Source organism: Aeromonas aquatilis (genome assembly GCF_054052405.1).
Window position 1 is genome coordinate 1 of the sequence record NZ_JBSTYP010000182.1, and the last position, 393, is coordinate 393.

Annotated in this window: 1 pseudogene; it reads right to left on the bottom strand. The window is 61.3% G+C overall.

What is annotated here, in order from left to right:
- Positions 1-393, bottom strand: a pseudogene (locus tag ACW5W8_RS23920) (curculin (mannose-binding) lectin protein); the annotation flags it as partial.

A 393-nucleotide genomic window follows, 5' to 3' on the forward strand; every position in this document is an offset into this window, starting at 1 on the left:
GGGTGATCCCCTCATGGGCCAGCTTATGGGTCAGCTGCACCGGATCCAGCACCATGCTGGCGCGGTTGAGGTAAGAGACCTTGGTACCCCAACTGAACATGATCGAGCTGTTCACATCCGGCAGCGCCCCCAGGGTCAGCACCACAGAGCCGGTGATGAAGTTGAGCAGGCCAGATCCATAGGATTTGTCCTGGCCAAACAGCTCCCCGCGCCCGTTGTCTTTCAGGTCGTACCATTTTCCCTGGGCCAGATAGCTGACGGTCAGCGAACCGGGGCAAGGGGTGGGCAGCAGGGTCGCGGTATAGGCATAGCCCCGGTTGTTGGCGGCGATCTGGATCTGGGCCGTGTCAGCGATGCGCGATGGCATCACTGCCGGGCGAAAGCTCACGGTTT